Genomic DNA, 20,607 nt, shown 5'->3' with positions numbered 1-20,607 from the left:
CTACTCCTATTATGCTACGTAGCAGATAATCTCACCGCCAAGACCCGCTTTGCGTGCAGCGCGGTCGGTCATTAGACCCTTGGAAGTGGAAACAACAGCAATACCAAGGCCACCCATCACTGATGGTAGCGCATCTTTTTTCTTGTAGATGCGTAGACCAGGACGTGATACACGTTGGATTTGCTCAATAACTGGGTTAGCTTCGAAGTACTTAAGTGTAACTTCTAGCTCAGGCTTAACTTCACCTGTTACAGTGTAGTCAGCCACATAACCTTCTTCTTTTAATAGAGCAGCGATTGCTACTTTAAGCTTAGAAGATGGCATTTTAACAGCAACTTTTTTCGCTGCCTGACCGTTACGAAGACGGGTCAGCATATCCGAAATCGGATCTTGCATGCTCATAAGTTAATACTCCGTGATTCTGAATTGCTTACTGGATTACCAGCTTGCTTTACGTAGACCCGGAATCTCGCCTTTCATGCAAGCTTCACGAACCTTGATACGGCTAAGACCGAACTTACGTAGGTAGCCGTGTGGACGTCCAGTCTGGTTACAGCGATTACGCTGACGAGACTTCGCAGAATCACGTGGTAGTGACTGAAGCTTAAGCACTGCATTCCAGCGATCTTCTTCAGACGCATTCACGTCGCTAATTAGAGCTTTTAGCGCTGCACGCTTTTCAGCGAACTTAGCTACTAGCTTGGCACGTTTAGCTTCGCGTGCCTTCATAGATTCTTTAGCCATTAGTAACCCTTACTTTTACTTACGGAATGGGAAGTTAAAAGCAGACAGCAGAGCTAGAGCTTCTTCGTCAGACTTAGCAGAAGTTGTAACAGTGATGTCTAAACCACGTACACGATCTACTTTATCGAAATCGATTTCTGGGAAGATGATCTGCTCACGAACGCCCATGCTGTAGTTACCACGACCATCGAATGACTTAGGGTTTAAACCACGGAAGTCACGAATACGTGGAACAGCAATTGAAATTAGACGGTCGAAAAAGTCCCACATACGCTCGCCACGTAAGGTTACTTTACAGCCAATAGGGTAGCCCTCACGGATCTTAAAGCCTGCAACTGACTTACGTGCTACAGTGATTAGCGGCTTCTGACCTGAAATTGCAGTCATGTCAGCAGCAGCATTCTCTAGCAGCTTCTTGTCGTTGATAGCTTCGCCCACACCCATGTTAAGTGTGATCTTTTCGATCCTTGGGACTTGCATGATACTCTTGTATTCAAACTTTTCAGAAAGCTCTTTTACAACAGTCTCTTTGTAGTAATCATGCAGTTTCGCCATAGTACTACTCCAAACTTACTTAATAGTTTCGCCAGTCGACTTGAAGAAACGAACTTTTTTGCCGTCTTCAAATCGGAAGCCTACACGGTCCGCTTTACCTTGACCGTTAACGATAGCAACATTAGACGCATCGATAGCAGCTTCCTGCTCAACGATACCGCCCTGAACACCCATTGCCGGAACTGGCTTCTGGTGTTTCTTAACCATGTTGATACCTTCAACGATAACTTTACCGGTTGCTAGAACCTTAGTTACTTTACCAGTCTTGCCTTTGTCTTTACCAGCAAGAATGATAACTTCGTCGTTTTGACGGATTTTAGCTGCCATTATAGTCGCTCCTTAAAGTACTTCTGGCGCTAGTGAAACAATCTTCATGAATTTCGCTGTACGAAGTTCACGAGTCACTGGGCCGAAGATACGAGTACCGATAGGTTGCTCAGTAGTGTTGTTCAACAATACGCAAGCATTACGGTCAAAGCGAATGACAGAGCCATCTTGACGACGAACGCCTTTACGGGTGCGTACAACCACCGCTTTCAGTACATCACCTTTCTTAACTTTACCGCGAGGAATTGCTTCCTTAACAGTAACCTTGATGATGTCACCGATATGTGCATAGCGACGGTGAGAACCACCCAGAACCTTAATACACATTACGCTACGTGCGCCGGAGTTATCCGCTGCATCAAGCATACTTTGCATTTGGATCATGTTAGTGCTCCGCTAATTTTTAAAACATCTAGACCCAATACGAGTCGATATGCCTTTTCTTCAAAGGCGGCGAATAATAACACCATTTTCGACCGATGGGTAGATAAAAAAATGAACGGCCCCAAATTTTTTCGGGGCCGCTAACTTATATAGCTGTTAAGTACGTATTAGATACGTGCTTTTTCAACTACTCGTACCAGTGTCCAAGACTTAGTCTTAGATAGTGGACGACACTCGCGAACCTCAACAGTGTCGCCTAGGCCACACTCGTTGTTTTCGTCATGTGCGTGAAGCTTAGTTGTACGCTTGATGAACTTACCGTAGATTGGGTGTTTCACCATACGCTCAATAGCAACAACAATAGACTTATCGCCCTTGTCGCTAACTACACGACCAAGCTGAGTACGGATTTTCTCGCTCATTATGCGCCAGCCTTCTCAGTCAGAACGGTTTTAACACGTGCGATATCACGACGTACAGTTTTTAGGTTGTGAGTCTGCTGTAGCTGACCAGTTGCAGCTTGCATACGCAAGTTGAACTGTTCGCGAAGTAGATTCACAAGCTCTGCATTCAGTTCTTCAACGCTTTTCGCGCGTAGATCTTGTGCATTCATCACATCACCGCCTTAATTACGAATGTTGTTTTGATTGGTAGCTTACGTGCAGCAAGGTTAAATGCTTCACGTGCTAGAGATTCAGAAACACCATTCATTTCGTATAGAACTTTACCTGGTTGAACTTGAGCAACCCAGTATGCCACACTACCCTTACCTTTACCTTGACGAACTTCAAGAGGCTTAGATGTGATTGGTTTGTCTGGGAATACACGAATCCAGATTTGGCCCTGACGTTTGATATGACGAGTCATAGCACGACGTGCAGCTTCGATTTGACGAGCTGTTAGGCGACCACGGCCTACAGCTTTAAGACCAAATTGACCAAAGCTTACTTCAGTACCGTTCGCTAGACCGCGGTTACGACCTTTAAAGGCCTTGCGGAATTTAGTGCGTTTTGGTTGCAGCATCAATAAACTCCTTATTTACGGCTTTTGCGCTGCTTCTTAGGCTTGTCAGCCTTTGGCTCTACTGCGTTAGCAGCTGGCATACCGCCTAGAACTTCACCTTTGAAGATCCAAACTTTAACGCCGATAACACCGTATTGGGTGTGAGCCGAAGAAGTTGCGTAATCAATGTCAGCACGTAGAGTGTGTAGAGGCACACGGCCTTCACGGTACCACTCAGTACGTGCGATTTCAGCGCCGCCTAGACGACCGCTTACTTCAACTTTGATACCTTTAGCGCCAAGACGCATAGCGTTCTGAACTGCACGCTTCATAGCGCGACGGAACATAACACGACGCTCTAGCTGAGACGCGATGCTGTCTGCTACTAGTTGACCGTCTAGTTCTGGCTTACGTACTTCAGCGATGTTGATCTGAGCTGGAACGCCCGCGATCTTCGCAACTGCTGCACGTAGTTTCTCTACGTCTTCACCTTTCTTACCGATTACTACGCCTGGACGAGCAGTGTGAATAGTCACACGGATGCTCTTAGCAGGACGCTCGATAACGATGCGTGATAGAGATGCTTTTGCTAGTTCCTTAGTAAGGAACTGGCGTACCTTGAAATCGCCGTCTAGGTTGTCAGCGAACTCTTGGCTGTTAGCAAACCAAGTGGTATTCCAAGGCTTAACGATGCCTAAACGAATACCATTAGGATGTACTTTCTGACCCATTGCTTTCTCTCCTAGTCTCTTAGCGGTCTGCTACAACAACAGTGATGTGGCTAGAACGCTTCAAGATGCGATCGGCACGGCCTTTTGCACGAGGCATAATACGCTTCATGGTAGGACCTTCGTCAACGAAGATTTTAGCAACATTAAGATCATCAATGTCTGCGCCTTCGTTGTGTTCTGCGTTAGCGATAGCTGACTCTAGAACTTTCTTGATTAAATCAGCAGCTTTTTTGTTGCTGAAGTTTAGAATTTCTAGAGCTTGAGCAACTGGCTTACCGCGCAGTTGATCTGCAACCAAACGAGCTTTTTGCGGCGAAATGCGAGCAAAGCGATGTTTAGCGATAGCTTCCATTACCTACTCCTTAGCGCTTTTTAGCTTTCTTATCCGCAGCGTGGCCACGGTAAGTGCGTGTTGGTGCAAATTCGCCTAGCTTGTGACCGATCATTTCTTCAGAAACGAAAACAGGTACGTGCTGACGACCATTATGGACAGCGATGGTCAAACCGATCATCTGAGGGATGATCATTGAGCGACGGGACCAAGTCTTAACAGGCTTCTTGTCACCGCTTTCCAACGCTTTCTCTACCTTCTTCAGCAAGTGTAGGTCAATAAATGGACCTTTCTTGAGAGAACGTGGCATGGCGTATCCTCTTTATAATTACTTGTTACGACGACGTACGATGTACTTGTCGGTACGCTTGTTCTTACGAGTCTTGTAACCCTTAGTTGGAACACCCCAAGGTGTAACTGGGTGACGACCGCCTGATGTACGACCTTCACCACCACCGTGTGGGTGATCTACTGGGTTCATTACAACACCACGTACAGTTGGACGAACACCGCGCCAGCGGTTAGCACCAGCTTTACCTAGCTCGCGTAGCATGTGTTCAGCATTACCAACTTCACCTAGAGTCGCACGACCTTCAGCAAGAACTTTACGCATTTCACCAGAACGTAGACGTAGAGTCACATATGTGCCTGCACGTGCAATGATCTGAGCGTATGCACCAGCTGAACGAGCCAGCTGAGCACCTTTACCAGGCTTAAGTTCAACACAGTGTACTGTTGAACCTACTGGGATGTTGCGCATTGGTAGAGTGTTACCAACTTTGATTGCAGCATCTTCGCCAGACTGGATCATATCACCAGCTTGTAGACCTTTAGGTGCAATGATGTAGCGGCGCTCACCGTCTTTGTAAAGAACTAGAGCAATGTTTGCGCTACGGTTTGGATCGTATTCTAGACGCTCAACTTTCGCTGGGATGCCATCTTTAGTACGTTTGAAGTCGATTAGACGGTAATGTTGTTTGTTACCACCACCGATGTGACGTACTGTGATACGACCGTTATTGTTACGACCACCAGTCTTAGAGTTTTTCTCTAGTAGTGGTGCGTACGGCTTACCCTTATGCAGGTCAGAGTTAACCACTTTAACTACGTGGCGACGACCTGGGGAAGTCGGCTTACATTTTACAATAGCCATTCTTCTTTGCTCCTAGCCTTACTCTGCACTACCAGCGAAGTCGATGTCTTGACCTTCTTTCAAGATAACGTACGCTTTCTTCACGTCTGAACGACGGCCTTGGCGCATACCTTGACGCTTGGTCTTACCCTTAGTGATAAGAGTATTTACAGACTTAACTTCAACCTCGAACAGTTTCTCAACTGCTGCTTTGATCTCTTTCTTAGTTGCTGTCAATGCTACTTTGAAAACGATAGTGTTAGCGTTTTCTGCAGCCATTGATGCTTTTTCAGAGATGTGCGGAGCACGTAGAACTTTTAAAATACGCTCTTCAGTGATCATGCTAGCATCTCCTCAACTGCTTTAACTGCTGCTGCAGTCATAACAACTTTATCGAAAGCGATTAAGCTAACTGGATCGATTGCCTTCGCATCACGTACGTCTACTTTGTATAGGTTACGTGCTGCTAGGAATAGATTTTCTTCTAGCTCACCAGTTACGATTAGTGCATCAGTTAGCTCAAGCTCTTTAAGCTTAGCTACTAGTGCTTTTGTCTTTGGTGCTTCTAGAGCAAAGTTATCAACAACGATTAGACGCTCTTGACGAACTAGCTCAGAAAGAATGCTCTTCATAGCACCGCGGTACATTTTCTTGTTTACTTTTTGGCTGTGATCCTGAGGACGAGCAGCGAAAGTAACACCACCAGTACGCCATAGCGGACTGCGGATTGTACCTGCACGAGCGCGGCCAGTACCTTTCTGACGCCATGGCTTAGCGCCACCGCCAGAAACGTCTGAACGAGTCTTCTGAGCACGAGTACCCTGACGAGCACCTGCTGCAAAAGCAACAACTACTTGGTGTACAAGCGCTTCATTGAAATCACGCCCAAAAGTAGTTTCGGAGACAGTTAGCGCGTCAGCGCCTTTGACTACCAATTCCATTACTAACTCCTCGACGTTACGCTTTAACAGCTGGTTTAACGATCACGTTGCCGCCAGTTGCGCCAGGGACTGCACCTTTGATAAGAAGCAGATTGCGCTCAGCGTCAACACGTACGATCTCTAGGTTTTGAGTCGTTACACGCTCAGCACCCATGTGACCAGCCATTTTCTTGCCTTTAAATACGCGACCTGGAGTTTGACATTGGCCAATTGAACCCGGAGCACGGTGAGACAAGGAGTTACCATGTGTCATATCTTGAGTACGGAAGTTCCAGCGCTTAACAGCACCTTGGAAACCTTTACCCTTAGATGTACCAGTAACGTCTACTTTTTTGATATCGTTGAATAGTTCAACATTTAGCTCAGCGCCAACTGCAAACTCTTCACTGTTTTCTAGACGGAATTCCCAAAGACCGCGACCAGCTTCTACACCTGCTTTCGCAAAGTGACCAGCTTCTGGCTTAGATACGCGGTTAGCTTTCTTAGAACCAGTTGTTACTTGAATAGCGTTGTAGCCGTCAGTTTCTACAGATTTAACCTGAGTAACGCGGTTAGCTTCAACTTCAACAACAGTAACTGGAATAGAAACGCCATCTTCGGTAAAGATGCGGGTCATGCCCACTTTACGACCGATTAGACCAATCATTCTCTTATTCTCCCTTAACCTAGGCTGATCTGTACGTCAACGCCAGCAGCTAGATCTAGACGCATAAGAGCATCAACAGTTTTGTCTGTAGGCTCAACGATGTCGATAAGGCGCTTGTGAGTACGGATTTCGTACTGGTCACGTGCGTCCTTATTAACGTGTGGAGAAATAAGAACAGTGAAACGCTCTTTGCGAGTTGGTAGAGGGATTGGACCCTTAACCTGTGCGCCAGTACGCTTAGCTGTTTCAACGATTTCCGCAGTTGACTGATCGATCAGACGGTGATCGAACGCCTTTAGGCGGATACGAATACGTTGGTTCTGCATTAGACAGAGCTCCAAATAAAAATTACACAAACAATATCGCCACTCACGCTCGTAAGGACGAGGGAATGTCGATTGATTTATGTGAACGTAGCATCCCTATCGGATGCATTGTCAGTCAATTTAATGACTGCGAACATAAGTCAGAGTATTCATTATGAAACATACCCGGTTAAACCTGCAGTACATCTCTCCTCAACGCTTATTGGTTCACAACTGCACTTACGAGACTTACTCTCGGGCAGTGGCGAGCATTATACAGATCACATTATTGAATACAAGCCTTGTTTAATCCTTAGGCAGAAATAATTCTATAATCCTTTAATATCAGATAATTATATTTTGAAAACAATTCAATCTAATGACGAGTATCACTGTTCATCAACAATCTGAGCCTGATTATAGTTTTCGATCCCCATCATCTTGATCAGACCCAACTGGGTTTCTAACCAATCAACATGTTCTTCCTCATCATCGAGAATAGTCAAAAACAGATCTCGTGACACATAATCACGAATATTTTCTGCATAAGCGATAGCATCTCGCAGATCTGGAATCGCATCCATTTCCAGTGCTAAATCGCATTCCAACATTTCTTTTGTATCTTCACCTATATTCAATTTGCCAAGATCTTGCAGATTAGGAAGTCCTTCCAAAAACAAAATTCGCTCTATCAATAAATCAGCGTGTTTCATTTCATCAATAGATTCATGATATTCCTTATCCGCTAAATGCTTTAGTCCCCAATCTTTATACATCCTTGCATGTAAGAAATATTGGTTAATAGCGATAAGCTCGTTACCAAGAATGGTATTTAGATATTGAATAATTTTTGGATCTGCTTTCATAGACTCTCCCCTATTCATTTTTAAAGAATAGAAGTGCTAGAGCTTGTGTCAAAAGCAAGTGTGTCTGAAATGGAAGATTCAATCATGAATCTTACTTGGTAGAGGAGTGATTGTTTGAAGAATATGTTTAGCTTGCCTAATACATTTACCACATTGAGAGCCCAAAGGCGTTAATTGCCTAAGCACACGAATGTCGGTCACATTAAACTCATTAGCGAGTTTAACGATTTTCTTATCAGATATTGCATGGCATAAGCAAACATACATAACTAATCGTTAAATCTTTGTCAGTCATACTCATTAGCATAGAGCCTAATATCAGATTTTGGCTAATGTCGTTATAACTATTGTGATCTTTCAGATACGAAAAAGGGAGCCGAAGCTCCCTTTCTCTGTACGTAAGTACTAAGTGTTATTAAGCAATGATAGTTGCAACAACACCAGCACCAACTGTACGGCCACCTTCACGGATAGCAAAACGTAGACCTTCGTCCATCGCGATTGGCGCGATTAGAGTAACAGTCATAGAGATGTTATCACCAGGCATTACCATTTCTACGCCTTCTGGTAGCTCGATAGTACCAGTTACGTCAGTTGTACGGAAGTAGAACTGTGGACGGTAACCTTTGAAGAATGGAGTGTGACGACCACCTTCATCTTTAGACAGAACGTAGATTTCTGAAGTGAAAGTTGTGTGTGGAGTGATTGAACCAGGCTTAGCTAGTACTTGACCACGCTCAACTTCGTCACGCTTAGTACCACGTAGTAGAACACCAACGTTCTCACCAGCACGGCCTTCGTCAAGAAGCTTACGGAACATCTCAACACCAGTACAAGTAGTCTTTGTAGTTGGCTTAATACCAACGATTTCTACTTCGTCACCTACAGTGATGATACCTTGCTCAACACGACCTGTTACTACTGTACCACGGCCTTGGATTGAGAATACGTCTTCGATTGGAAGGATGAACGGACGATCGATCGCACGCTCTGGCTCTGGGATGTAAGAATCTAGAGCTTCAGCTAGTTCGATGATCTTAGCTTCCCACTGCTCTTCGCCGTTTAGTGCGCCAAGTGCAGAACCCATGATTACTGGGCAGTCGTCGCCTGGGAATTCGTACTCAGATAGAAGTTCACGAACTTCCATTTCTACTAGTTCTAGTAGTTCTTCGTCATCAACCATGTCACACTTGTTCATGAACACGATGATGTAAGGGATACCAACCTGGCGACCAAGTAGGATGTGCTCACGAGTTTGTGGCATTGGACCGTCAGTTGCAGCAACAACTAGGATACCACCGTCCATTTGAGCAGCACCAGTGATCATGTTTTTAACGTAATCGGCGTGTCCAGGACAGTCAACGTGTGCGTAGTGACGAGTTGGAGTATCGTACTCTACGTGAGAAGTAGAGATTGTGATACCGCGCTCACGCTCTTCTGGAGCGTTATCGATAGATGCGAAGTCACGAGCAGCACCACCGTACACTTTAGCAAGTGTAGTACAGATAGCAGCAGTTAGAGTAGTTTTACCGTGGTCAACGTGGCCGATAGTACCAACGTTTACGTGCGGTTTTACGCGTTCAAATTTTTCTTTAGACACAATCGTGTTCCTTCCTAGTTAAGATACGTCCCCTACTAGGTCGGGGACGGCTCTGAAGTTTGTATTTTATGCGCCAATAGCCATTGACGCAATAATGAAATTAAGTACGTTCTGCAATAATTTTGTCAGTAGCATTCTTTGGCATTTCAGCATATTCGCTAAATTCCATAGAATAAGACGCACGGCCTTGTGTTGCTGAGCGTAAATCTGTTGCATACCCGAACATGGCAGATAGAGGAACTTGTGCACGAATGATCTTCACACCCGCATTACCTTCGTCCATACCTTCGATCATGCCGCGACGACGGTTAAGGTCACCAACAACATCACCCATCCATTCTTCAGGAGTAGTAACTTCAACTTTCATCATAGGTTCAAGAAGAACAGGGTTAGCTTGAAGCGCACCTTGTCTTAATGCCATTGAACCTGCGATTTTAAATGCGATTTCGTTAGAATCCACGTCGTGGAACGAACCGTCGAACAAGGTCGCTTTAACGTCAACCATTGGGTAGCCTGCAAGCACGCCACTCTTCATTTGCTCTTCGATACCTGTAGCTGCCGCCGTAATAAATTCTTTTGGCACACTACCGTTCACGATTTCATCTACAAATACAAAGCCTTCGCCTGGCTCAGTTGGCTCTAAACGTAACCATACGTGACCATATTGGTTACGACCGCCAGTTTCACCAGCTTGACGAATAAATTTGCCTTCAACTTCAGTTGTACCACGAATACTTTCACGGTAAGCAACTTGTGGGTTACCCACATTACAGTCGACGCTAAATTCACGCTTCATACGATCAACGATGATATCAAGGTGAAGCTCACCCATACCAGAGATTAACGTCTGGCCTGATTCATCATCAATTTCGACACGGAAAGATGGATCTTCTGCTGCTAGTTTTTCTAGCGCGATTGCCATCTTGTCCTGATCTGCTGTTGAACGTGGTTCAACAACGATCTGAATAACTGGCTCAGGGAAATCCATGCGCTCCAGGATCACTTTATGATTCTGATCACACAGGGTATCACCTGTTGTCGCAAATTTAAGACCAATGGCAGCAGCGATATCGCCCGCACGCACTTCTTTGATCTCTTCTCGTTTATTCGCATGCATTTGTACAATACGACCTAAACGTTCGCGTTTTTCTTTGATGGTGTTGTAAACAGTATCACCTGAATTTACGACACCAGAGTAAACACGCATGAAAGTTAACGTACCTACAAACGGGTCTGTTGCAATTTTGAATGCTAGTGCTGCAAATGGTTCTTTGTCATCAGAATGACGCTCAACAGCGTTACCGTTTTCATCTTCACCAGTAATTGCTTTTACTTCTGTAGGCGAAGGAAGGTAGTCAACAACGGCATCAAGTACTGCTTGTACACCTTTGTTCTTAAATGCAGAACCACAGGTAGCAACTACGATTTCGTTGTTTAATGTACGTTGACGAAGACCTGCCTTAATTTCTTCTTCAGACAGCTCACCTTCTTCAAGGTATTTATCCATTAGTTCGTCATTTGCTTCTGCAGCTGACTCAACTAAGTTCATGCGCCACTCTTCTGCTTCTTCTAACAAATCAGCAGGAATGTCTTCATAGGTAAAACTAGTACCTTGATCAGCATCTGACCAGTTAATGGCCTTCATTTTGATCAGGTCAATTACACCTTTAAATTCATCTTCAGAGCCAATATTCAATTGAATAGGCACTGGGTTTGCGCCAAGACGGTTTTTAATTTGCTCGATTACGCGTAGGAAATCGGCACCTGTACGGTCCATCTTGTTAACGAAAACCATACGTGGAACTTCGTATCTATCAGCTTGACGCCATACAGTCTCAGACTGAGGCTCTACACCTGAAGAACCACAGAACACAACAACAGCACCATCAAGTACGCGCAGTGAACGTTCAACTTCAATAGTAAAGTCTACGTGTCCAGGGGTATCGATGATATTGATTCGGTGCTCGTCGAACTGGCTATCCATACCACGCCAAAAAGTGGTAGTTGCAGCAGAGGTGATCGTGATGCCACGTTCTTGCTCCTGCTCCATCCAGTCCATAGTAGCAGCGCCGTCGTGTACTTCACCAATCTTATGAGATATGCCTGTGTAAAACAGGATACGCTCGGTAGTAGTTGTTTTACCGGCGTCAACGTGAGCACAGATACCGATGTTACGGTAGCGCTCGATAGGCGTTTTGCGAGCCACGGTTGTATCCTCTTACTAAGGTGAACCTTAGAGTATGGTTTAGGCACAGCAGGTAAACCTGCTGTGCCCAATTTTTAATTACCGAGTAGGTATGATTACCAACGGTAATGTGCGAACGCTTTGTTCGCGTCTGCCATACGGTGAACGTCTTCACGTTTCTTAACAGCAGAACCTTTGTTGTCAGCTGCATCTAGCATTTCGCCTGCAAGACGCTGAGCCATAGATTTTTCACCACGCTTACGCGCAGCTTCAACCAACCAACGCATAGCTAGTGCGTTACGACGTACTGGACGTACTTCTACAGGCACCTGGTAAGTTGAACCACCCACACGGCGAGACTTAACTTCTACCGCTGGACGTACATTTTCAAGAGCTTTTTCGAATACAGCTAGGTGTTCTTCACCAGAACGCTCAGCCATAGTGTCTAGTGCAGAGTAAACGATTTTTTCTGCAGTAGATTTCTTACCGTCAACCATTAGGATGTTAACGAATTTTGCCAGCAATTCTGATTTGAATTTAGGATCTGGAAGGATCTTACGCTGACCGATTACGCGACGACGTGGCATGGAAATTCTCCGTTGTCTTCTTCAGGTTATCCAAAACTTTTCAGTTTCTTCAAAATTAAATAATTTTAGTGTTTGGCCTTACTTAACGGAATCCATTAAGACTTAGGACGCTTCACACCGTACTTAGAACGACCTTGTTTACGGTCATTTACGCCAGCACAGTCTAGTGCGCCGCGAACTGTGTGGTAACGTACACCTGGAAGGTCTTTAACACGACCACCACGGATAAGAACAACTGAGTGCTCTTGAAGGTTGTGGCCTTCACCGCCGATGTATGAAGTTACTTCGAAACCGTTAGTTAAACGAACACGACATACTTTACGTAGTGCTGAGTTTGGTTTCTTAGGAGTAGTAGTATATACGCGAGTACATACACCACGCTTTTGTGGGCACGCTTCTAGTGCAGGCACGTTGCTTTTTACAACTTGCTTAGCACGTGGCTTACGTACCAACTGGTTAATAGTTGCCATTAAATAGCTCCTGAATATTACTTTCGTAAATGGTGAAAAATCTGCCTCCCAACAACAGGAGGACGCGAAATTTTAGGCATCGCACCCAAAGGTGTCAAGATCTAACCAACGATCAATCAAGTGATCATTTCTTAAACAATCGCTTTTTTGCCGCTTTTAGGGTGGGTGTCTTAGTAAATTAAGCCCATTTCATATGCTTATCGTGCTTAACAGTTAGTGCAACAAAGCCTTTATAATCAATAAGATTAAGATCTTTATCACACTTATCTTGCAAGCCTCGCGCAATGACATCAGCTTCTAATAAATAAATTTTTATTCCGGTGTTTTTTATTGCCGCTAAATCTTTATTTTTTACCAATCCTGCGACAACTGCATCTTCTAACAGCAATATTTCATCGCCCGCAGTTACACATGCGAGACATTGCGTTAAAGAATGACTTTGAAACGGTGAACGAGTAACGGTATGAAGCATGACGACCTCAAAAGGTAAGAAGTTGACGACATTGATGCATTTTTTCTACAAGTGCTTGTTTTTCTAATGCAGTAACATCTATCAGCAAATCATCAACGGTTAAACCACGGGCTTCAAGTGATTCAGCGCTAACATACACGTTCTCAATGTCGTAAAGCTCAAGCATTTTAAAGGTCGCGATATAATCACGGCTTAAGATCGCTTGTGGCTGTTGCTGTTTCAGTAACTGAAACACACCATCATCAATAAAAAACAGCTCTAGTTCTTCAGTATAAGCCGAGCTTGCCAATACAGCATCTAGCCCTTCTCGCCCACTGTTACTTCCATGCGGTGACGTTCTAAAAACAAATCCAAGTGAATTCATAGCATTACCACTAAAATTGAATAACACGATCGGCGGTTAACATTACTTCTGCTAACCCACCGAGACCGGCTTGCTCAAATCCTTCAGCAAGGTTTGCTGAACCCAATTGATTTTGCTCTGCTTCTTGCTCACCAACAATGCCACGACGAAGTGCTGCTGCAACACACGTTTGTAATTCAACTTGATGCGCTTTACCCAATTGCTGCCATGCTGCAACTAAGTCAAATTCATCTGAAGCTGGTGCTGTTAACGCTGAACCATTTTGCACACCATCTTGATAGAAGAAAACACGTTGCAGTTTGTGCCCTTCCTCTATCAGCGCTTGTGCAAATTGGTATGCAGAACGCGACGTTTGACTACCATAAACAGGGCCATTTACCACGATAGCGTAAGTTAAACTCACTTCTCACCGTCCTCTGTTTTACGCTGACGGATATACAAGTACACAGTGTGCTTTGAAATATTTAAACGATCTGCAACACGGTTGATGGCATCTTTAATATCGAAGATGCCTTTATCAAACAGCTCCATCACAATTTGACGGTTCTTAGCGTTGTTCGATACGTTCTTATCGGCATTAATCTCTTCGATAGTACGCTCAACAGTTTGATCAACAAGTTCATCAACGTCACTAGCAAAGTTAACGCTAGATGCCGCTTGTTTAGCTTCATCTGTTGGCATAAACGATTGTAGGATCTGTGAAAATGGCGCATCTAAGTTAACGTTAATGCACAATAGACCAATGATGTTGTTGTCACCGTTTCGGATTGCAATGGTGATCGATTTCATTAAATCACCACCTTTAGCACGGGTAAAATAAGCGCGAGAGAAGTTGCGTTCAGAGCCTTCAATATCACGTAACATGCGCAATGCAAGATCAGTAATTGGCGAGCCAACTTTACGACCTGTATTCTCACCATTAGCGATTTTAATTGCTGAAGTGTTGAGATCGGCTAATGAGTGCAGCACGATTTCACAAAACGGACCAATCAGTGCAGCTAAACCATCAACGACAGCTTCGTAAGAACGAAGAATAATATAATCATGCTCAGAGAAGATTCGGCTATCGACGATATCACTGTCGACCATCACCTCTGAACCAAAGTTATCAGTAGAAACCACTATTCAATCTTCCATGCTGCAATCAAGACTATTTATACAATTTATGCATCCAGCATAAGTATTAAATAGAATCAATAAAAATTAAAATATTGCTAGTAAGTTTATCAGATAATTAAAAAGAAAAGACCCGACATATGTCGGGTCTTGGTATTTATCAACGTTTTTATTGGCAAATAATGCTCAATTATTGCGTTTTTGTCTCAGCCGCTGCTGGCTTTTCAGCTGGTGCCGCTGCAGGTTTTGCAGTCTTGTCACCTTTAATACCTAGTAGCTCAACTTCAAATACTAGTGTTGAGTTAGCAGGAATGCTTGGATTCGCCTGTGCGCCGTAAGCTAGTTGTGGCGGAATAACAAATTCAAACTTAGAACCAACAGGCATTAGCTGAACACCTTCAGTCCAACCAGGGATCACTTGATTTAGTGGGAAAGTTGCTGGTTGGTTACGTTGGTATGAGCTATCAAATACTGTACCGTCAGTTAGCATACCCTTGTAGTGTACTTCAACTGTGTCAGTTGCCGTTGGCTTAGGACCTGTACCTTCTTTTTCAATCTTGTACATTAGGCCAGATTTCGTCGTTACTACACCTGCTTCTTTCGCAAATTTAGCACGGAACTCTTCACCTGCTTTTACATTTTTAGCCGCTTCTTCTTTTGCTTTCTCTTCAACGATCTTCGCAACACGTTGATCTAGCTCTTGAAGTGCTTGCTGAGTTTGCTCAGGTGTTAGACGGCTCTTACCTGCAAATACATCTTCAACACCTTGAAGTACGTCTTGACGGTTTAGATCTAAGCCAAGCTCTTTTTGTTGATCAAGGTTAGCTGATAGGTATTGAGCAAGTGACGCACCGATTGCGTATGCTGCTTTCTGATCTTCAGTTTTGAATTCAACTTTTGCATCTTCAGCAGCTGGAGCTTTAGCAGCAACCTGCTCTACTTTCGCAGGTTCTGCAGGCTTGTTAGTGTCTGCTTTATTATCATCCTGACAACCAACAGCTAGAAAAATTGTTGCTGCCAATACAGACATCTTTAGAACAGGTTTCATGTATTTCTCCATCAGTCATTGAGGCAATGCCTCATTTTTTAACTGTACTTTTTAGTATGAGTATGAAAATAAAGTTATATCAATATACTACTAGCATCTGATTAAGTAACTGTAAAAGATTTGTCAGTTCAGTTATTTAATCGGACTAATTTACTCTACTAGTTACCCTATGCAAGCGGAACCGCAGCTTAATGTATAAAACTATTTTTTCATTTAGTTTGTTTTTATTTACTTTGACCCTAAGCGGCTGCTTTTTTTCCGGTTCCGAAGTCCAACGTTGGCAATTAGCCCCGCAAGGCAGTACCAGTTTCAGCCTTAGCCGCGACGGTCGTTTTGCACTTGTTAGCGCAATCGAACAAGGTATCGTGCTATGGGACTTACAGCAAAACAAAAAGTTAGCGGATTTCGGTTCTCAAGATCAACATCACAATACTGTGATAACTAGCCAAATATCAGACAATAAACGCTTTGCCATTACGGCAACTGCACAAAACTTTGCGACTTGGGATCTTGGTTGGTCACAAGCGCAAGGGTTGTGGTCTATTTCTGACGGTACCATTAGAGACGTCGCTATTGCTAATAATGGCGACGACGTTTTATTAGCGCTAAGTAATGGTAAGGCCTTGTTTATCAATATTAGCACAGGACGCAGACTTGAGTTTCTCGCCCACCACGAGAAAGTAAACAGCGTTGCGTTATCCCCAAATGGTCACTATGCACTTTCAGGCGGTAACGATCATAATGCTTATTTATGGGATACACGTTCAGGGCAAATCTTGTACCACTTTCCTCATCAAAGCCGAATTACTCGTGTTGCCTTACAGCGTGATGGCAAATTTGCCCTAACAGCAGATGGGACAAATGAAGTTTTTATCTGGGATTTAACCAACGGCAAAAAAGTTTCAGAATTAGACATCAGCTTGCGTCAGCAGAACCTTTCAAGTGCGCGTTTTTCTGATAATGGCGAAATGGTGGCGACGGGGACTCCAGCGCGTAGAGTTGAGCTATGGCAAACGCAAACAGGAGAAAACCTTGGTAGTTGGAAAGCAGAACGCCTGCAAGATGCTCGACCTGCTACTGCGGTAGTGTATGATGTGGCTATTAGCCCAACAGGTGAGGTGATATCTGGCTCGTCTTCCGGATTTGCCCAAGCCTGGTCAACCAATTGAAAACGACCATGACTGAGATTGAACAATTACAACACCGTATTGATGAGCTTGAGATGAAACAAGCGTTCCAAGAGCAAACTATTGATGATCTTAATGAAGCGCTCACTAAACAGCAGTTCATGATTGATAAAATGGAAGTTCAATTGCGATTTTTAGTGGGTAAAGTCAAAGGGATGCAAACATCCAATATGGCAACAGAATCCGAAGAAACACCACCGCCACATTACTAATCTACATATATCGAAAACAAAAAAAGGAAGCCTTAGCTTCCTTTTTTCTTATATCGTTAAGCGATATTAGTGAGAGCAGCAACCGCCCTTCTCTTCACCACCGCAGCAACCTTCGTCACCGTGGTCGTGATCGCCACAACCGCCTTCGCCGCCACAACAGCCGCCACCTTGGTGTAGGTGACCGTGAGCGATTTCTTCTTCAGTTGCAGCACGTACAGCAACAACTTCCACGTCAAAACCTAGCGTTTGACCAGCAAGCATGTGGTTACCGTCAACAACAACGAAATCACCATCAACTTCTGTTACTTCTACTGGGATTGGACCTTGGTCAGTATCTGCTAAGAAACGCATGCCAACAGTGATCTCGTCAACGCCTTGGAATACGTTTGCAGGAACACGTTGAACCATTTCTTCCATGTGCTCACCGTAAGCTTCAGCAGGAGCAACAGTAACTTCGAACTTGTCGCCAGCTACATGGCCTTCAAGCGCTTTTTCAAGGCCAGGAATTAGGTTGTTATGACCGTGAAGGTAATCAAGTGGAGCTTCAACTGTTGATTGATCTACAACTACACCATCTTCAGTTTTCACTTGGTAAGCAAGGCTTACTACTGTGTCTTTAGCGACTTTCATGTTTACTCCAAAATTTGAGCTTGGGGTGATAAGTTTTGAGCGACATCATACAGGATAATATGGCTATGATGCCAATATCGCATTTAGTCAGGTTTAAAAACACCTATCACTTGTTGTTTGGTCGTTGAAGAAAGCTGTTCACTTTCGTTTACAGATTGTGGTGCTCGGGTATCACTATGATCACACGCAACGCACTCAACATGTTCAACATCATCTTGCTGCCACCAGCGTAAGGTATCGATGGCTTGGCAGCTCGGGCACTTGGCACCCGCTATAAATCGTTTTTTTATCATCCGGTTCTATCCTTGATCAGATACTTGCATCAAGCGATGTTAATCCCAACCATGGTGACGTTCTTGTTCGCCACGCATTTCTCGGTCGAAGATTTCTTCTAACTCTTTACGCGCTTCTTTTTGCCGTGAAGCTAAGTTGACTTCTTCGCTATGCTGCGGCAATAAATCGCGTAATGCTTGTGTATCTATTTTGCGAAAGTGCGCTTCAGCACGTTTTGCTTTATACGGATGCATACCCAGTGATATGAGGGCTTGTCGGCCTAAATCAAGAGCACCAGCGAAAGTTTCACGGGAAAAACACTCAACGCCTTGGCTTAGTAGTTGATGTGCTTCTACTCGACTTCTCGCTCTGGCTAAGATTTTTAAGTGTGGGAAATGCTGCTGACAAAGCGCGACCACTTCCATCACTTCAGTGGGTGCATCGGTACATATAATAATAGCTTCTGCTTTATCAGCGCCTGCCGAACGTAACAGATCAAGTTGAGTAGCATCGCCATAAAACACTTTATAACCAAACTTACGTAGAAACTGAATTTGGCTCGGATCTCGTTCTAGCACCGTCACTTTGATTTTATTAGAGAACAGTAATCGCCCGATCACCTGACCAAAACGACCAAATCCCGTAATAATGACCCGAGGAGAGCGATCAACCACATCGGTTTCAGGCTCTGGCTCGACTTCAGCTTGGAAACCACGAATATACCAACGGTTTTGTAGCGTTAATACGAGCGGTGTTGTCATCATCGACAAACTCACCACCACTAGCAAGAACGCAAGCAGCTGAGCATCTAATAGCCCTTCAGTACGTGCAGCGGTAAACAATACAAACGCAAATTCACCACCTTGACTTAATATCGCGGCCATTTGACTACGCGATTTTGCGCGAACACCGAAAATACGAGCCAGTAGGTATAATACGCCTCCTTTCACTGCCACTAACGCAAGCACTGCCGCAAGAATTTGCAATGGGTATTGCCATAGCAAACCAAGATTTACAACCATCCCTACAGAAATAAAGAACAAGCCCAGTAATAGACCTTTAAATGGCTCAATCGCTATTTCTAGTTCGTGGCGGTATTCACTCTCAGCCAATAACACCCCGGCTAAGAATGCCCCTAATGCCATTGAGAGTCCGAACGCTTGCATAATCAGTGCAATACCTAACACCAGCAAAAGAGCGGCGACATTAAATAGTTCACGTACGCCACTCATTACCACATAGCGAAACAGTGGGCGCAGTAAGAAATGTCCACCTACTAATAGCAATGCAATGCCGCCTAGCATCCATACGACATCATTCCAACTACCACCTTCACCACCAGCGAGCGCTGGCAATAACGCCAACATTGGGATCACCGCGATATCTTGAAACAATAAGACGGCAAACCCTGATTGACCCGTATCACTGCCCGATAATTGTTGCTCTTCAATTACTCGCAGTGCAATTGCAGTAGAAGATAGTGCTAACCCCATACCGATAACAGCCGCATCTCGCCACGTGATCGTCGGCAATAATCCAGCAAAGCTCATGACAATACCTGCAATCACAATGCTGGTGATCACCACTTGGCTGCCACCTAAACCGAGAATGGGCTTTCGCATCTGCCATAGCTTTTTGGGGTTTAGCTCTAAACCAATTAAAAACAGTAATAGCACCACACCAAATTCTGAGAAATGCAAAATGGCATCAACGTCGGAAATTAAAGCGAGCCCCCAAGGGCCAATAATGATCCCGGCGATCAGATACCCCAAAACAGAGCCTAATCCGAGTTTTTGCGCTAACGGCACAGCAATAATGGCAGCAGAAAGAAAGACCACACTTAGCACTAAAAAATCATTGGTCATGATGTCCTCCTTTCTTTCGATCTAATCGAGGCTCAATAATAAGGGGATTCGCTAACCATGATTGATACGCACGAGCATGTTGTTTTAGCTCTTCTGCTGAAACTTTTCTTGCCCAGTGTAAAACTAACGGTGGCAACCAATGCATCTGGCAAAGATCAGCGCATATCTCAAACGGCCTTAATATCGTATCAATGCCATAACGGTTGTAACCATCAGGACTATAAGCCTCTGCGCCACCACCTGTGGTGACAACAGTCCGCCAATACTTGCCAGCGGTTTCATTACCATCACCATGAGCAAAGCCTTTACTCAGAACGCGATCAAACCACTCTTTTAATAGCGACGGGCAGGAATACATATAGATGGGATGCTGGAAAACAATCACATCATGGCTGGCGATCAATTCATGCTCAGCAACAACATCAATAAAGAAATCGGGGTAAGTGGCATATAAATCATGCACAGTCACGTTCCCTAATAGCTCGATGTCTTGCAACATGGTGCGATTAGCGATGGACTCATCCGGATCTGGATGAGCAAAAATAATCAGGACTGAAGGCAAGTTTTGTCGTGTCATAACATCCTTTGACATAGTTAACATTCATCATGTTCAACAAGTAATACTTCTCTCGAT

At 44.3% G+C, this 20,607-nt stretch carries 33 protein-coding genes; 2 read left to right on the top strand and 31 right to left on the bottom strand.

The window, feature by feature from the left end; genetic code table 11:
* Positions 1–9 precede the first annotated feature (9 nt).
* The 27 genes from rpsH to fkpA form a co-directional block, all read right to left on the bottom strand.
* Complete coding sequence (gene rpsH / locus Q7657_RS10100; protein ID WP_008988079.1) at positions 10–402, bottom strand: 30S ribosomal protein S8; 393 nt, start codon at positions 400–402, stop codon at positions 10–12.
* 36 nt (positions 403–438) lie between these two features.
* Positions 439–744, bottom strand: a complete 306-nt coding sequence (rpsN, locus tag Q7657_RS10095; protein WP_005370985.1) for a 30S ribosomal protein S14 — start codon at positions 742–744, stop codon at positions 439–441.
* Positions 745–759: 15 nt separating this feature from the next.
* Positions 760–1,299: a 50S ribosomal protein L5 gene (rplE, locus tag Q7657_RS10090; RefSeq protein ID WP_005370989.1), complete on the bottom strand. Its 540-nt coding sequence runs from the start codon at positions 1,297–1,299 to the stop codon at positions 760–762.
* Positions 1,300–1,314: 15 nt separating this feature from the next.
* The gene (rplX, locus tag Q7657_RS10085; protein WP_045084935.1) at positions 1,315–1,626 is read right to left on the bottom strand and encodes a 50S ribosomal protein L24; all 312 of its coding nucleotides are present in this window, start codon (positions 1,624–1,626) and stop codon (positions 1,315–1,317) included.
* 12 nt (positions 1,627–1,638) lie between these two features.
* Complete coding sequence (rplN, locus tag Q7657_RS10080) at positions 1,639–2,010, bottom strand: 50S ribosomal protein L14 (protein WP_053987239.1); 372 nt, start codon at positions 2,008–2,010, stop codon at positions 1,639–1,641.
* Positions 2,011–2,177: 167 nt separating this feature from the next.
* The gene (gene rpsQ, locus Q7657_RS10075; RefSeq protein WP_053987238.1) at positions 2,178–2,432 is read right to left on the bottom strand and encodes a 30S ribosomal protein S17; all 255 of its coding nucleotides are present in this window, start codon (positions 2,430–2,432) and stop codon (positions 2,178–2,180) included.
* Positions 2,432–2,623 (bottom strand): 50S ribosomal protein L29, encoded by a 192-nt coding sequence (gene rpmC, locus Q7657_RS10070; RefSeq protein ID WP_008988082.1) that lies wholly within the window; start codon positions 2,621–2,623, stop codon positions 2,432–2,434. The genes rpsQ and rpmC overlap by 1 nt, the downstream gene beginning before the upstream one ends.
* The gene (gene rplP / locus Q7657_RS10065; protein ID WP_005371000.1) at positions 2,623–3,033 is read right to left on the bottom strand and encodes a 50S ribosomal protein L16; all 411 of its coding nucleotides are present in this window, start codon (positions 3,031–3,033) and stop codon (positions 2,623–2,625) included. Before rplP ends, rpmC begins: the two co-directional genes overlap by 1 nt.
* An 11-nt stretch (positions 3,034–3,044) precedes the next feature.
* Positions 3,045–3,743, bottom strand: coding sequence for a 30S ribosomal protein S3 (gene rpsC / locus Q7657_RS10060; protein ID WP_053987237.1), 699 nt, complete (start codon positions 3,741–3,743; stop codon positions 3,045–3,047).
* Positions 3,744–3,762: 19 nt separating this feature from the next.
* On the bottom strand, positions 3,763–4,095 hold the full coding sequence (rplV, locus tag Q7657_RS10055) for a 50S ribosomal protein L22 (RefSeq protein ID WP_005302797.1): 333 nt from the start codon (positions 4,093–4,095) through the stop codon (positions 3,763–3,765).
* 10 nt (positions 4,096–4,105) lie between these two features.
* Positions 4,106–4,384 carry a 30S ribosomal protein S19 gene (gene rpsS / locus Q7657_RS10050; RefSeq protein WP_005302795.1) on the bottom strand — a complete coding sequence of 93 codons (279 nt, stop codon included), beginning with the start codon at positions 4,382–4,384 and terminating at the stop codon, positions 4,106–4,108.
* Positions 4,385–4,402: 18 nt separating this feature from the next.
* Positions 4,403–5,227, bottom strand: a complete 825-nt coding sequence (rplB, locus tag Q7657_RS10045) for a 50S ribosomal protein L2 (RefSeq protein WP_053987236.1) — start codon at positions 5,225–5,227, stop codon at positions 4,403–4,405.
* A gap of 18 nt (positions 5,228–5,245) precedes the next feature.
* Entirely contained in the window at positions 5,246–5,548 is a 303-nt protein-coding gene (gene rplW, locus Q7657_RS10040; RefSeq protein WP_005370910.1) for a 50S ribosomal protein L23, read from the bottom strand.
* Positions 5,545–6,147: a 50S ribosomal protein L4 gene (gene rplD / locus Q7657_RS10035; protein WP_053987235.1), complete on the bottom strand. Its 603-nt coding sequence runs from the start codon at positions 6,145–6,147 to the stop codon at positions 5,545–5,547. The genes rplW and rplD overlap by 4 nt, the downstream gene beginning before the upstream one ends.
* 16 nt (positions 6,148–6,163) lie before the next feature.
* Positions 6,164–6,793, bottom strand: a complete 630-nt coding sequence (rplC, locus tag Q7657_RS10030) for a 50S ribosomal protein L3 (RefSeq protein ID WP_008988085.1) — start codon at positions 6,791–6,793, stop codon at positions 6,164–6,166.
* Between the two features lie 14 nt (positions 6,794–6,807).
* On the bottom strand, positions 6,808–7,119 hold the full coding sequence (gene rpsJ, locus Q7657_RS10025) for a 30S ribosomal protein S10 (RefSeq protein WP_002541412.1): 312 nt from the start codon (positions 7,117–7,119) through the stop codon (positions 6,808–6,810).
* A 368-nt stretch (positions 7,120–7,487) separates the two neighbouring features.
* A complete protein-coding gene (gene bfr / locus Q7657_RS10020) occupies positions 7,488–7,964 on the bottom strand; it encodes a bacterioferritin (RefSeq protein ID WP_107167441.1) in 477 nt (158 codons plus the stop codon).
* Positions 7,965–8,042: 78 nt separating this feature from the next.
* Positions 8,043–8,231, bottom strand: a complete 189-nt coding sequence (locus Q7657_RS10015; RefSeq protein WP_081001643.1) for a (2Fe-2S)-binding protein — start codon at positions 8,229–8,231, stop codon at positions 8,043–8,045.
* A gap of 148 nt (positions 8,232–8,379) precedes the next feature.
* On the bottom strand, positions 8,380–9,564 hold the full coding sequence (gene tuf / locus Q7657_RS10010; RefSeq protein WP_161117955.1) for an elongation factor Tu: 1,185 nt from the start codon (positions 9,562–9,564) through the stop codon (positions 8,380–8,382).
* Between the two features lie 100 nt (positions 9,565–9,664).
* Positions 9,665–11,770 (bottom strand): elongation factor G, encoded by a 2,106-nt coding sequence (gene fusA / locus Q7657_RS10005; RefSeq protein ID WP_498827388.1) that lies wholly within the window; start codon positions 11,768–11,770, stop codon positions 9,665–9,667.
* A 95-nt stretch (positions 11,771–11,865) separates the two neighbouring features.
* Positions 11,866–12,336: a 30S ribosomal protein S7 gene (rpsG, locus tag Q7657_RS10000; RefSeq protein WP_008988087.1), complete on the bottom strand. Its 471-nt coding sequence runs from the start codon at positions 12,334–12,336 to the stop codon at positions 11,866–11,868.
* Positions 12,337–12,431: 95 nt separating this feature from the next.
* The gene (gene rpsL / locus Q7657_RS09995) at positions 12,432–12,806 is read right to left on the bottom strand and encodes a 30S ribosomal protein S12 (protein WP_004399892.1); all 375 of its coding nucleotides are present in this window, start codon (positions 12,804–12,806) and stop codon (positions 12,432–12,434) included.
* 178 nt (positions 12,807–12,984) lie between these two features.
* Complete coding sequence (tusB, locus tag Q7657_RS09990) at positions 12,985–13,278, bottom strand: sulfurtransferase complex subunit TusB (RefSeq protein WP_107166660.1); 294 nt, start codon at positions 13,276–13,278, stop codon at positions 12,985–12,987.
* A gap of 7 nt (positions 13,279–13,285) precedes the next feature.
* The gene (gene tusC, locus Q7657_RS09985) at positions 13,286–13,642 is read right to left on the bottom strand and encodes a sulfurtransferase complex subunit TusC (protein ID WP_053987531.1); all 357 of its coding nucleotides are present in this window, start codon (positions 13,640–13,642) and stop codon (positions 13,286–13,288) included.
* A gap of 10 nt (positions 13,643–13,652) precedes the next feature.
* The gene (gene tusD / locus Q7657_RS09980; protein WP_107166661.1) at positions 13,653–14,045 is read right to left on the bottom strand and encodes a sulfurtransferase complex subunit TusD; all 393 of its coding nucleotides are present in this window, start codon (positions 14,043–14,045) and stop codon (positions 13,653–13,655) included.
* Complete coding sequence (locus tag Q7657_RS09975; RefSeq protein WP_008988091.1) at positions 14,042–14,764, bottom strand: helix-turn-helix transcriptional regulator; 723 nt, start codon at positions 14,762–14,764, stop codon at positions 14,042–14,044. Before Q7657_RS09975 ends, tusD begins: the two co-directional genes overlap by 4 nt.
* Before the next feature lie 184 nt (positions 14,765–14,948).
* Complete coding sequence (gene fkpA, locus Q7657_RS09970; protein WP_053987520.1) at positions 14,949–15,806, bottom strand: FKBP-type peptidyl-prolyl cis-trans isomerase; 858 nt, start codon at positions 15,804–15,806, stop codon at positions 14,949–14,951.
* Between the two features lie 191 nt (positions 15,807–15,997).
* Between fkpA and Q7657_RS09965 the strand changes: the two genes are divergently transcribed.
* Both Q7657_RS09965 and Q7657_RS09960 read left to right on the top strand, forming a co-directional pair.
* Positions 15,998–16,975, top strand: a complete 978-nt coding sequence (locus tag Q7657_RS09965; protein WP_053987519.1) for a WD40 repeat domain-containing protein — start codon at positions 15,998–16,000, stop codon at positions 16,973–16,975.
* A gap of 8 nt (positions 16,976–16,983) precedes the next feature.
* Positions 16,984–17,205, top strand: a complete 222-nt coding sequence (locus Q7657_RS09960; protein ID WP_008988094.1) for a SlyX family protein — start codon at positions 16,984–16,986, stop codon at positions 17,203–17,205.
* A gap of 66 nt (positions 17,206–17,271) precedes the next feature.
* On the opposite strand, the gene slyD is transcribed toward Q7657_RS09960, so the two are convergent.
* From slyD to kefG, 4 genes are all read right to left on the bottom strand, one after another.
* Positions 17,272–17,835 carry a peptidylprolyl isomerase gene (slyD, locus tag Q7657_RS09955; RefSeq protein WP_008988095.1) on the bottom strand — a complete coding sequence of 188 codons (564 nt, stop codon included), beginning with the start codon at positions 17,833–17,835 and terminating at the stop codon, positions 17,272–17,274.
* A gap of 83 nt (positions 17,836–17,918) precedes the next feature.
* Entirely contained in the window at positions 17,919–18,128 is a 210-nt protein-coding gene (locus Q7657_RS09950) for a YheV family putative zinc ribbon protein (protein ID WP_008988096.1), read from the bottom strand.
* A 39-nt stretch (positions 18,129–18,167) separates the two neighbouring features.
* The gene (gene kefB / locus Q7657_RS09945) at positions 18,168–19,973 is read right to left on the bottom strand and encodes a glutathione-regulated potassium-efflux system protein KefB (protein WP_107166662.1); all 1,806 of its coding nucleotides are present in this window, start codon (positions 19,971–19,973) and stop codon (positions 18,168–18,170) included.
* Positions 19,963–20,550 (bottom strand): glutathione-regulated potassium-efflux system ancillary protein KefG, encoded by a 588-nt coding sequence (kefG, locus tag Q7657_RS09940; RefSeq protein ID WP_107166663.1) that lies wholly within the window; start codon positions 20,548–20,550, stop codon positions 19,963–19,965. The genes kefB and kefG overlap by 11 nt, the downstream gene beginning before the upstream one ends.
* Positions 20,551–20,607: the final 57 nt, after the last annotated feature.

The organism is Candidatus Photobacterium acropomis (genome assembly GCF_030685555.1).
Taxonomy (GTDB): domain Bacteria; phylum Pseudomonadota; class Gammaproteobacteria; order Enterobacterales; family Vibrionaceae; genus Photobacterium; species Photobacterium lucens.
Note: the sequence above shows the minus strand (reverse complement) of the source record. Positions and strands in the feature narration are given on the sequence as shown.

Coding starts and splice junctions, on each gene's coding strand:
- tusC (WP_053987531.1), bottom strand. CDS start 13,642: ATGAATTCACTTGGATTTGTTTTTAGAACGTCACCGCATGGAAGTAAC.
- Q7657_RS10015 (WP_081001643.1), bottom strand. CDS start 8,231: ATGTATGTTTGCTTATGCCATGCAATATCTGATAAGAAAATCGTTAAA.
- rplW (WP_005370910.1), bottom strand. CDS start 5,548: ATGATCACTGAAGAGCGTATTTTAAAAGTTCTACGTGCTCCGCACATC.
- rplV (WP_005302797.1), bottom strand. CDS start 4,095: ATGGAAGCTATCGCTAAACATCGCTTTGCTCGCATTTCGCCGCAAAAA.
- rpsJ (WP_002541412.1), bottom strand. CDS start 7,119: ATGCAGAACCAACGTATTCGTATCCGCCTAAAGGCGTTCGATCACCGT.
- Q7657_RS09960 (WP_008988094.1), top strand. CDS start 16,984: ATGACTGAGATTGAACAATTACAACACCGTATTGATGAGCTTGAGATG.
- rpsL (WP_004399892.1), bottom strand. CDS start 12,806: ATGGCAACTATTAACCAGTTGGTACGTAAGCCACGTGCTAAGCAAGTT.
- rplN (WP_053987239.1), bottom strand. CDS start 2,010: ATGATCCAAATGCAAAGTATGCTTGATGCAGCGGATAACTCCGGCGCA.
- fkpA (WP_053987520.1), bottom strand. CDS start 15,806: ATGAAACCTGTTCTAAAGATGTCTGTATTGGCAGCAACAATTTTTCTA.
- bfr (WP_107167441.1), bottom strand. CDS start 7,964: ATGAAAGCAGATCCAAAAATTATTCAATATCTAAATACCATTCTTGGT.
- tusB (WP_107166660.1), bottom strand. CDS start 13,278: ATGCTTCATACCGTTACTCGTTCACCGTTTCAAAGTCATTCTTTAACG.
- rplD (WP_053987235.1), bottom strand. CDS start 6,147: ATGGAATTGGTAGTCAAAGGCGCTGACGCGCTAACTGTCTCCGAAACT.
- slyD (WP_008988095.1), bottom strand. CDS start 17,835: ATGAAAGTCGCTAAAGACACAGTAGTAAGCCTTGCTTACCAAGTGAAA.
- rplE (WP_005370989.1), bottom strand. CDS start 1,299: ATGGCGAAACTGCATGATTACTACAAAGAGACTGTTGTAAAAGAGCTT.
- rplC (WP_008988085.1), bottom strand. CDS start 6,793: ATGATTGGTCTAATCGGTCGTAAAGTGGGCATGACCCGCATCTTTACC.
- rplX (WP_045084935.1), bottom strand. CDS start 1,626: ATGGCAGCTAAAATCCGTCAAAACGACGAAGTTATCATTCTTGCTGGT.
- rpsC (WP_053987237.1), bottom strand. CDS start 3,743: ATGGGTCAGAAAGTACATCCTAATGGTATTCGTTTAGGCATCGTTAAG.
- kefG (WP_107166663.1), bottom strand. CDS start 20,550: ATGACACGACAAAACTTGCCTTCAGTCCTGATTATTTTTGCTCATCCA.
- rpsG (WP_008988087.1), bottom strand. CDS start 12,336: ATGCCACGTCGTCGCGTAATCGGTCAGCGTAAGATCCTTCCAGATCCT.
- rplB (WP_053987236.1), bottom strand. CDS start 5,227: ATGGCTATTGTAAAATGTAAGCCGACTTCCCCAGGTCGTCGCCACGTA.
- rpsN (WP_005370985.1), bottom strand. CDS start 744: ATGGCTAAAGAATCTATGAAGGCACGCGAAGCTAAACGTGCCAAGCTA.
- rplP (WP_005371000.1), bottom strand. CDS start 3,033: ATGCTGCAACCAAAACGCACTAAATTCCGCAAGGCCTTTAAAGGTCGT.
- rpsQ (WP_053987238.1), bottom strand. CDS start 2,432: ATGAGCGAGAAAATCCGTACTCAGCTTGGTCGTGTAGTTAGCGACAAG.
- Q7657_RS09950 (WP_008988096.1), bottom strand. CDS start 18,128: ATGATAAAAAAACGATTTATAGCGGGTGCCAAGTGCCCGAGCTGCCAA.
- Q7657_RS09965 (WP_053987519.1), top strand. CDS start 15,998: ATGTATAAAACTATTTTTTCATTTAGTTTGTTTTTATTTACTTTGACC.
- rpmC (WP_008988082.1), bottom strand. CDS start 2,623: ATGAATGCACAAGATCTACGCGCGAAAAGCGTTGAAGAACTGAATGCA.
- rpsS (WP_005302795.1), bottom strand. CDS start 4,384: ATGCCACGTTCTCTCAAGAAAGGTCCATTTATTGACCTACACTTGCTG.
- kefB (WP_107166662.1), bottom strand. CDS start 19,973: ATGACCAATGATTTTTTAGTGCTAAGTGTGGTCTTTCTTTCTGCTGCC.
- rpsH (WP_008988079.1), bottom strand. CDS start 402: ATGAGCATGCAAGATCCGATTTCGGATATGCTGACCCGTCTTCGTAAC.